This is a genomic window from Schlesneria sp., from assembly GCF_036405755.1.
Lineage (GTDB): Bacteria > Planctomycetota > Planctomycetia > Planctomycetales > Planctomycetaceae > Schlesneria > Schlesneria sphaerica.
In genome coordinates this window covers 1-4,267 of record NZ_DASWWZ010000380.1, presented here as the reverse complement: position 1 = coordinate 4,267, position 4,267 = coordinate 1, and the positions used below count along the sequence as shown (strand labels likewise).

The 4,267-nt window shown below is 54.3% G+C and carries 5 protein-coding genes; all 5 read right to left on the bottom strand.

Annotated features, from left to right (window positions below):
* The coding region (locus VGE80_RS13195; protein WP_440593000.1) for an ATP-binding cassette domain-containing protein at positions 1-230 on the bottom strand (230 nt) is incomplete at its 3' end.
* Complete coding sequence (locus tag VGE80_RS13190; RefSeq protein ID WP_440592999.1) at positions 227-1,285, bottom strand: FecCD family ABC transporter permease; 1,059 nt, start codon at positions 1,283-1,285, stop codon at positions 227-229. The genes VGE80_RS13190 and VGE80_RS13195, both read right to left, overlap by 4 nt.
* Positions 1,285-2,331: an ABC transporter substrate-binding protein gene (locus tag VGE80_RS13185; RefSeq protein WP_440592998.1), complete on the bottom strand. Its 1,047-nt coding sequence runs from the start codon at positions 2,329-2,331 to the stop codon at positions 1,285-1,287. Before VGE80_RS13185 ends, VGE80_RS13190 begins: the two co-directional genes overlap by 1 nt.
* A gap of 185 nt (positions 2,332-2,516) precedes the next feature.
* A complete protein-coding gene (locus VGE80_RS13180; RefSeq protein WP_440592997.1) occupies positions 2,517-2,963 on the bottom strand; it encodes a carboxypeptidase regulatory-like domain-containing protein in 447 nt (148 codons plus the stop codon).
* A gap of 51 nt (positions 2,964-3,014) precedes the next feature.
* On the bottom strand, positions 3,015-4,001 hold the full coding sequence (locus tag VGE80_RS13175) for a DUF1559 family PulG-like putative transporter (protein WP_373650608.1): 987 nt from the start codon (positions 3,999-4,001) through the stop codon (positions 3,015-3,017).
* Between the last annotated feature and the right edge of the window lie 266 nt (positions 4,002-4,267).

Below are 4,267 nucleotides of genomic sequence, written 5' to 3'. Positions count from 1 at the left end.
CCAACGGCTTGGGAAATCTCTCGACGTGACATCTCACGAATGAGCCGGCCATTCAGTGATACCTGCCCTGCAGGAGTGAGGACATCGCACAGGCATTTGAGAAGTGTCGATTTTCCGGCGGCATTGGGGCCGACGAGCGCCGTGATCCCCGGTTCAAAAGAGAGACTTACCTGATCAAGGACGCGCCGAGCCCCGTATCCAAACGAGACATTGTCTGCCCGCAACGTCATGGGCGAGTTCTCCGCGTCCAGATTGCCATTGCGGCAAAAAATGGAGAACCGATGGCCGCAGTCACAATACCAATCGGGAACACTGTTCCCGGGACGAGCGTCTTGCAGAGCACTGAAGCAATCGAAACAAGGAGTGCTCCTAATCCTGCCGAAAGAAAAATAAAAAAACGCTGGTCTTCACCTATCAACATCCGAGCGAGATGAGGGGCAACCAGACCGACAAACCCGATTGAACCGGTAAAGGAAACGGCCGTTGCTGTCAAAACCGAGACGACAAGGATCGTTTGCAGCTTCAATTTTCCAACGTCGACACCCAGGCTTAGGGCGTATTCATCACCCAGTTGTAGAGCGGTCAGCTGCCAGACCTTTGATTGTATTACCGCAAACGTTCCGCAAAGTACGATTGCCAGGACACCCACTTTTTGCCAGTTCGCCCCCTGCAGGCTTCCGAATGTCCAGAAAATGATGGCATTGAGCGCATCATTGGTGGCGGTGTATTGAACCAATGCCAGTCCAGAGCTGAATAGAAAATGCAACGCAACTCCGACCAGGATCAGCGTTTCAGACCCACTAGTCTGAGTACGCCCAATGGCAAACAACACCAATGAGCATCCGAGGGCAGAAACGAATGCTCCACCAGGGATTGCAACCGAAGAAGTCATTCCGATTCGCCCAGACCCGAAAACAATGACCAGGGCAGCCCCAAATGCGGCTGCCGCAGAAACACCAAGGGTATAGGGGCTGGCCAAACGGTTGTTGAGCACCGACTGCATCTGCCCACCCGCCAGCCCCAAAGCAGCTCCGACGGCAATTCCCATCAGGGCTGTTGGAAGACGAAATGACCACACGATGATTCGTTGTGATCTGGTCACGGAACTCGGTTGAAAAATCGTCCCTGCGACTTCTCCTGGCGATAGTGCGGCAGGTCCTGTCACAAGATCCACCACAAGCGAGCCCGTGATCAGCAGAAGCACCAAGACCAGAATCCAGAGCCGACATAATCCTCGACGGCGCCGCGCACCGCTGAACTGGCTGGTTGAGGAATCACAAGACATCAATGCCCCTTCAATTCGACCATCCATGTTCCGCTGAAGTCGATCGGCATGTATTTTTCATGAAATTCCTGCAACCGCTGACGTGGATTGAGATCCTGGAATTCCAACGGATAAAGCCACTGGGCAAGTTGCTGCACTGCGACAAAACTCATGATGTGACTGCCGAGTCGGGTATTGAGTCCAAAGACGCGGCCGTCCCTTACCGCGTTCAACTCGGACCAGCCGGGACGCAACGTATAGGCACGAAGATTAATCCGAGCCTTCTCCGCATCGGCGGCATAGCCCAGATGCAGACTTTCCGGGAACGCTTCCCAGCAGGCACCGGTGATTACAACGACGTCGGGATTGCGACTCAGTAAATACTCCGGTTGTATGACGCCCATGCCGTAAGGTCCGGAAACGTCCTCACCCACATTCTGGCACCGGATTTGAGCGAGAATGCTTCCCCAATTCATCCGTTTCTTTTGAGTGCTGCAGCCAAAGGTGTTTCCGTATTTCCCCGCGCCAAAATTCCCCGCCTCGACATAGATTGAGGGTATTGCCTCTTCCAGACGCGACATTCGATCCTGGACCATTTGGATCTCACGATCGACCCATTCGACGATCTCTCGCGCCCGTTGCTGCTTACCGAAGACCTCGCCCAGTAACATTAAACTCTTTTGAGGATCGCTGAACGGATCGTCGGTACTCAGGTACAGAACAGGAACCCCCGCCTGTTCGACTTGATCAAGGCACTCGGTCTGGCCCAACATATAAGTGCCACCAATCACAAGATCGGGTTGGAGGGCCAGGATCCCTTCAGCGCTGACACTTTTCTTGAGCGTGTCGCCCAGGATCGGAATCTCCGCGAGACCGGGGAATCGGTCAACGAACTTATCATAGGCATCGCGGTCGCTGGTCTTGAGAGACGAGTCCCACCCAGCGAGCTTCTCAGGCGTTTCGTCCCCCAAAAGTACGGCGACATCATACAATCCCATTCCCCGCATCAGGACAAAGCGACTTACCTGCGACGGAATTTCGACTTCTCGTCCTGCGAGGTCAGTCACCCGCTTCGATCGCCCCGTGATGGATATGGGCTGGGTCGGGGAGACCAAAGGGGTAGACGCGAATGGTGGAGCAGACAGCCGAACCAGCCACCAGACTGCGACGCCAATGCCGATCAGAGATATCAATGAACTCGTGAACAGCCTGGTCCGCATCGTTGGCATGGCACCTTCGAAGAATGGTCAACTCAATCGAGTGAAATTTCGTCCAACAGATTCTCTTCCGCGGAGATAGATGCCTTCAACTTGGACCGTTTCGGGTCCGAATACCTGTGTTTCAGTCGATCGGGCGGATCTTCCGGCACGGCACTTTGGGATGTGCTGATGGTCGGATCGGGCCACTCGACCGTGATGAAATACTCCCCTTCTGGAGCGCCGTCGCCGGTGCTGTAAGAGGTCAATTCGAAAAGACCGTCTTCATTGACGACTCCCGTTGGAATCACAGGAGTTTTTGTGTCTTCCTGCGGGACGGTAGGGAACAGGCGAACAATCGCCCCCACTGCAGGCTCTCCTTGAACGGTGACATAACCCTCGGTGCGATAGGTTGGTAGCCAATCCTTGCCTGGTTTCTGATGGCTGCATCCAGGGAGAACGATAGATGCGACGATGAGGAATGCGGGACAAAATTTATCCATGGGATCTTTCGAAACCGAGGTGCGAAGCTCTCTTTGATCTGAGGCTCCACCTTAGAACTCGCCGACGACGACGGCATCGCTTTTGCCAATTAATGCGCGAAAAGTCGATTTATCCAGGTTCGCGCTCAAGAAGCGAACGGAGCCATCCGCGAGCGGAGCTTGCATCCCGCCGGTATGAAACGAATAAGCTCCACCCCAGTCGTTCGAGCAATTGATGACACAGGGACCCGATCCATAGGACGTCCCTTGGGCATTCCAGGCGCGGACCCGATCGTTTTGAGTGGAAGCCCACCAACCGCTGTAATGCTTTTGAACGACAGCAGGATAAGTGGAACTGGTGGGTGCCTTGGTTACGCCCCCTTGTGAAACCAGGATGGTCGGAAACCCCGCTCGCTCGACTAAAAGTATCGTGTTTGAAAGTCCATCAGTGATATCTTGAAACCGAGCCCCGGCACGGGTCAGGTCAAGCGTGCCAGCGCTATTGGGATTGCAGAACGCCCCGAAGACTTCCGTCGGCGTGAAAGCTGAGTCCTGAAAGCTCCGGGGAATCAGGTAGTCACTCGGAGCCGCGGTGAAGTCCGGGTTGACCACGGCAGAGGCAATCGGAAGCTGGACTTCAATGATACCTTGAATCTTTCCGCTACGGGGCGTCGTGGGGCAAACGAATGCGGGCAAGGTCGTAGAGATGACCATCTGATTAGCCGCATCTGATACGCCATTCGGCGCATTCTGATTGAACAGATTGAACAGAGGTGCCTGATCCAATTGAGGCAACAATGAGATGCTCCAGCTCATGTCCCAGTGGATCGGGGTGCGGGCCGCAAAGGTGATTCCGATATCAGGAAGCGGAAGCATGCCGAAGTTGTCCGCATAATTGTGGAAAGCGAGCGCCAACTGCTTCAGATTGTTCTTACATTGCGTGCGACGGGCCGCCTCGCGCGCTTGTTGTACGGCTGGCAGAAGCAGGGCGATCAGGACGGCAATAATTGCGATAACGACCAAAAGTTCAATTAACGTGAATCCCCGCGTCTTCTTCATGTCGTAAAAATCTCTTTCCTGTTTCGTTTCATCAAAGTTCAATTCGAGTCGCCCGTTCTTCGGAGAAATTCTGATCTCTATCTTGCAACGGGGATTTGTGGAGAGCGATTGAGGCATTGGCCGAATCGGTCTCCTGGAGCAAACTGTGTGCCGGACCGTTGGGCAGTAGCGCCAGCCGACACATCAACACCAGACGGTGAATCTGACACCAGAACCCATCGCCAAATCAGGCAATTCCGTTTTAGCAATTCCTGATTGAGGCGCGT

Coding starts and splice junctions, on each gene's coding strand:
- VGE80_RS13190 (WP_440592999.1), bottom strand. CDS start 1,285: ATGTCTTGTGATTCCTCAACCAGCCAGTTCAGCGGTGCGCGGCGCCGT.
- VGE80_RS13180 (WP_440592997.1), bottom strand. CDS start 2,963: ATGGATAAATTTTGTCCCGCATTCCTCATCGTCGCATCTATCGTTCTC.
- VGE80_RS13175 (WP_373650608.1), bottom strand. CDS start 4,001: ATGAAGAAGACGCGGGGATTCACGTTAATTGAACTTTTGGTCGTTATC.